This is a genomic window from Anaeromusa sp., from assembly GCF_028691475.1.
Taxonomy (GTDB): domain Bacteria; phylum Bacillota; class Negativicutes; order Anaeromusales; family Anaeromusaceae; genus Anaeromusa.
In genome coordinates, this window is the sequence record NZ_JAQUZF010000178.1 from 1 (window position 1) to 3,734 (window position 3,734).

A 3,734-nucleotide genomic window follows, 5' to 3' on the forward strand; every position below is an offset into this window, starting at 1 on the left:
GGTTAGCTTTGCTATACCCATTTTTCGAATAATTGGACTTGCTTTGGATTAGATTTTCAAAATGCCCGTGCCAAGGTTTAGTTGTGGAATTTTATTCGATGGATTTAAGAACTTTATGAGAACACTCATATGTCCTTCGCGTTCTCTATCTTCAAACATCCAGCTACTATTTCCCCATACAGTTTATCATAAAACAATTTTTCTTAGAGGGATTTATTGGAAACCATAGAATATGTATTATGTTTAAAACAGCGATTTCTTTATTCGACAAAGGAGGCTCCCATGAAAAAACGCTATCTTTTTACTATTTTTCTGCTGCTATCTCTAAGTCTATTACCTTTAGCAAGCAATCTAGCTTATGCAAATCCCGCTCCGTCCCTATCGAATGTTAAAAACCTGATTCGCGTTCCGCTGACGCGCCAAGACACAGACTATACCTGCGGCATCACCGCCTTACAATCCATTCTTGGCTACTACCAAATTGACAAGCGTTTGGATATGCTGGCTGCGGAAATTAAACCAACTTCCCAAGATGGTACAAGTTACCTAAATATGGCTAACTATGCCGCCTCTTTGGGCTTGAAAGTTTCCATGCGTACAGGAATGACCTTAGAAGAACTCAAAAAACATATTGACCAAAAAGAACCCGTACTGCTGGCCATTCAAGCTTGGTCCGACACAAAAGGCAGCTATGGTTCTTACCAGAGTGAAGACGGTCATTATGTTGTCGCCGTTGGCTATGACGAAAACAACGTCTATTTTATGGACCCTTCTACCCTAGGGCATTACACCTATATTCCTATAGCAGAATTCATCACCCGTTGGCATGATTACGATTCCTTCGAAAATACACCCATCAATCGCTTCGGCCTGATTTTGACCAAACCGCAGACGGCCCCCTACAATCCCGAAGTAATTACACCGCTTGATTAAGTTCAAAAGGAGCTGACACCCATGCCAAAGTTTAAACTTTCTCAGGTCCAAGCGCTTTGGTTCGCCATTCTCTTGGCCCTGTTTCTTGCACCTGCCGATGCATTAGCCAATCCGGCGGCGACAGCCGATAAAACAGATCGTCCATCGGCTGTCGTAGAACGTTGTTCTTCTATCATCGTCGGCAAAGAAGCCACCAAGGACGGCTCCGTACTCCTAGCCCACAACGAAGACCTGGCAAACTATTGCGCGCATCACTACGTGTATGCGCCTCACACCAAACACCTGCCCGGCGAAACCGTAACTCTCTTTGGCGGAACCATCGTCCCGCAGCCTGCCGAAACCTATAGCTACTCCGCCACCAAAATTTTCGACAAAGCCTACTCTCCTGGAGATATTACTAGCGGCGTCAACGAGCATCAAGTAGCCATTGCCAACAATATGTCCTACCGCCGCGAGGCCCCCGCCACGCTGCCGACAGAAGGCCGTATCATCTGGACGGAACTGACGCAATTGGCCCTGGAACGAGCAACAACAGCCAGGGAAGCGGTGGAAATCATCGGTGACCTGGTGCACACCTATAAACTGGGCGGGGACTCTGGCGCCATGTTCGCCGTCACCGACGTCAAAGAAGGCTGGTGGGTAGAGGTAACCTTGGAAGGACAATGGGCCGCCCAGCGAGTGCCGGATAATTCCTTTGGCGTCAGAGCCAACATCTTCCGAATCGGCGAAATTGATTTTGCGGACTCCGAAAACTTCAAGTATTCCTCCGATGTTGTCAGCTATGCCCAAAACATGGGCTGGTACAAAGAAGGAGAACCGTTTCATTTTGCCAAAGCCTATGCCGCCCCGGAAAAACTCAATGACCCCTATAATACCCGCCGTCAATGGCGCGCGGAAGAAATGCTGGCGCAGCAGCCTAGACAGCTGACCCCCGCCTCGATCATCGCCGTCTTGCGCGATCATTACGAAGGAACCCCTTATGACTTGACCAACGGCTATCAAAAAGGCTCCCCTCATCAAACCGACGAGCGAACCCTTTGCAGCGCCAACACCGAAGTCAGCGTCGTTTGCCAAACACGCTCCTGGCTGCCGGCGGAAATCGGCGCTATCACCTGGCGGGCCATGGCCACGCCTTGCACCAGCGTCTTTACGCCCTGGTATTACGGGAATCCAACCATTCCGGAAGCATTTAAAAACGGCACCAATCTCTACACCGAAAACTCTGCGTATTGGACCTTCCGCGATCTGTCCCGTTACGCCGACGTGCGCTACCAAAGCGTGAGCAGCGCTATTCACAAGCGCATCGCGCTCTTTGAGCAAAAAGAGTTTGTCGCCCAGCCCCAATGGGAACAAGAAGCCCTGCGCCTCTACGGACAAGATAAGCAGCAAACCATTCGCTTCCTCGCAGAAACTACCAACAACCTAGCCACGCAATCTGTACAGCTAGGCGACGCCTTGCGGCGTCAATAACCGCGATACTCTATGATATATTTCGACAAACACCTCTACAAAAAAACAGCCTGGCTGCCAATATTGGCAGCCAGCTTCCTGCTTCTGGCCTCGGCAGAAGCTTCGCCGCTCCGAATTACGGGGGACTTTTCCACTACCTATGAAAAAGACTCCTATAGCGACCAGCCAACGATCTCCGGCATCACGCATACTTTGCGGCTTATGTTCGAAAAAGACCTGTCGTCAAATTGGTCAGCTTATACGCGTCTTGGCTGGGAGTACACGTCGCAGCCCGCCTTAGCCGACTTCAATACCGCCAATGACGCCTACGGCCCGGAACGTCAGGCGGTAGCGGCGTTAGATCAATTCGGTCTCATTTACAAAACACCGAATCTAACCTGTAAAATCGGCCGTCAAGAGGCAAGTATCGGCAAAACCGAATTACTCTACAGCCGTCCCGCCACCTATATCGGACGCACTTATTTTGTCGATGGCGTCACGGCCGCCGCGTCCGCAGGAAAGTGGGAATTCGACTTCATAGCGGCGCGAGAAGACAACCCTGGTAGCCAAACCAACAAACTGTACGCCCTGCGCACAGGCTACCACCCCGCCACCGGCGTGAACTACGGCTGCACCCTGGCGCAATACCAGTACAGCAGCGGTGAGCGCACCCGCCACTGGGCTGCCGACGCCGCTTGGCAGGTCGGAAAAAGCACGTTTTCTGCTGAATATACCCAAGCGAACGCCGTTTCCGATAACAAAGCCTTGGCGGCTAGTTGGGCCTATGACCTAGATGACAAGAACACGCTCTGCCTCACTGCTTTTCACGTGGAACAAAACGGCGACATGGGGAAACAAACGGGTTTCGATAACGACTGCCGCGGCGTCTACTATGCTCTCACCCGCAAAATTACGCCTCGCGATTCCTTGGATATCTTATATGCCAATCAAACCTATCTGAGCACCGGGGAAAAGAAGCGCAAACTTGTCGCCACCATCAGCCATACCTTTTAGCAATATCTCTTTGCGTCATGGAAGCAGCCGCCTTACCACGAAGCGGTTTCCATGACGTTTTTTATTTGCTCTTCCGAAAGCGTTTTAACCTTCAGCAGCTCCTCCGCGACCGCTATAATGTGCCGCTGCGTCATGGGTGCGCCGATCGTGCTAAAAGCCATGCGACAAACGCTGTCATGCATTTCATCTTTTTGCTGCTCGCTCATTCGACCCAAAAGGCGCTCAAACTTCTTCAGGTCCTCCAGCGCGCGCGACGCTTCCGGCTCAATCCCCAGAATCAGATTTTCCGCCGCCAGCCCGGCTGATAAAATCACGCCTTCTCTAAATAAACGCTGCCC

Annotated in this window: 4 protein-coding genes; 3 read left to right on the forward strand and 1 reads right to left on the reverse strand. The window is 51.0% G+C overall.

What is annotated here, in order from left to right; genetic code table 11:
- Positions 1 to 282: 282 nt before the first annotated feature.
- Genes PHF27_RS13800 through PHF27_RS13810 form a run of 3 tightly spaced genes read left to right on the forward strand, consistent with a single transcriptional unit; the run spans position 283 to position 3,396 of the window.
- Positions 283 to 933: a C39 family peptidase gene (locus tag PHF27_RS13800; RefSeq protein WP_300071289.1), complete on the forward strand. Its 651-nt coding sequence runs from the start codon at positions 283 to 285 to the stop codon at positions 931 to 933.
- Positions 934 to 954: 21 nt separating this feature from the next.
- Positions 955 to 2,403, forward strand: coding sequence for a C69 family dipeptidase (locus tag PHF27_RS13805; RefSeq protein ID WP_300071291.1), 1,449 nt, complete (start codon positions 955 to 957; stop codon positions 2,401 to 2,403).
- A gap of 12 nt (positions 2,404 to 2,415) precedes the next feature.
- Positions 2,416 to 3,396, forward strand: a complete 981-nt coding sequence (locus PHF27_RS13810) for a hypothetical protein (RefSeq protein WP_300071294.1) — start codon at positions 2,416 to 2,418, stop codon at positions 3,394 to 3,396.
- A 32-nt stretch (positions 3,397 to 3,428) separates the two neighbouring features.
- On the opposite strand, the gene PHF27_RS13815 is transcribed toward PHF27_RS13810, so the two are convergent.
- A partial coding sequence (locus PHF27_RS13815; RefSeq protein WP_300071296.1) for a hypothetical protein occupies positions 3,429 to 3,734 on the reverse strand: 306 nt, incomplete at its 5' end.

Coding starts and splice junctions, on each gene's coding strand:
- PHF27_RS13805 (WP_300071291.1), top strand. CDS start 955: ATGCCAAAGTTTAAACTTTCTCAGGTCCAAGCGCTTTGGTTCGCCATT.
- PHF27_RS13810 (WP_300071294.1), top strand. CDS start 2,416: ATGATATATTTCGACAAACACCTCTACAAAAAAACAGCCTGGCTGCCA.
- PHF27_RS13800 (WP_300071289.1), top strand. CDS start 283: ATGAAAAAACGCTATCTTTTTACTATTTTTCTGCTGCTATCTCTAAGT.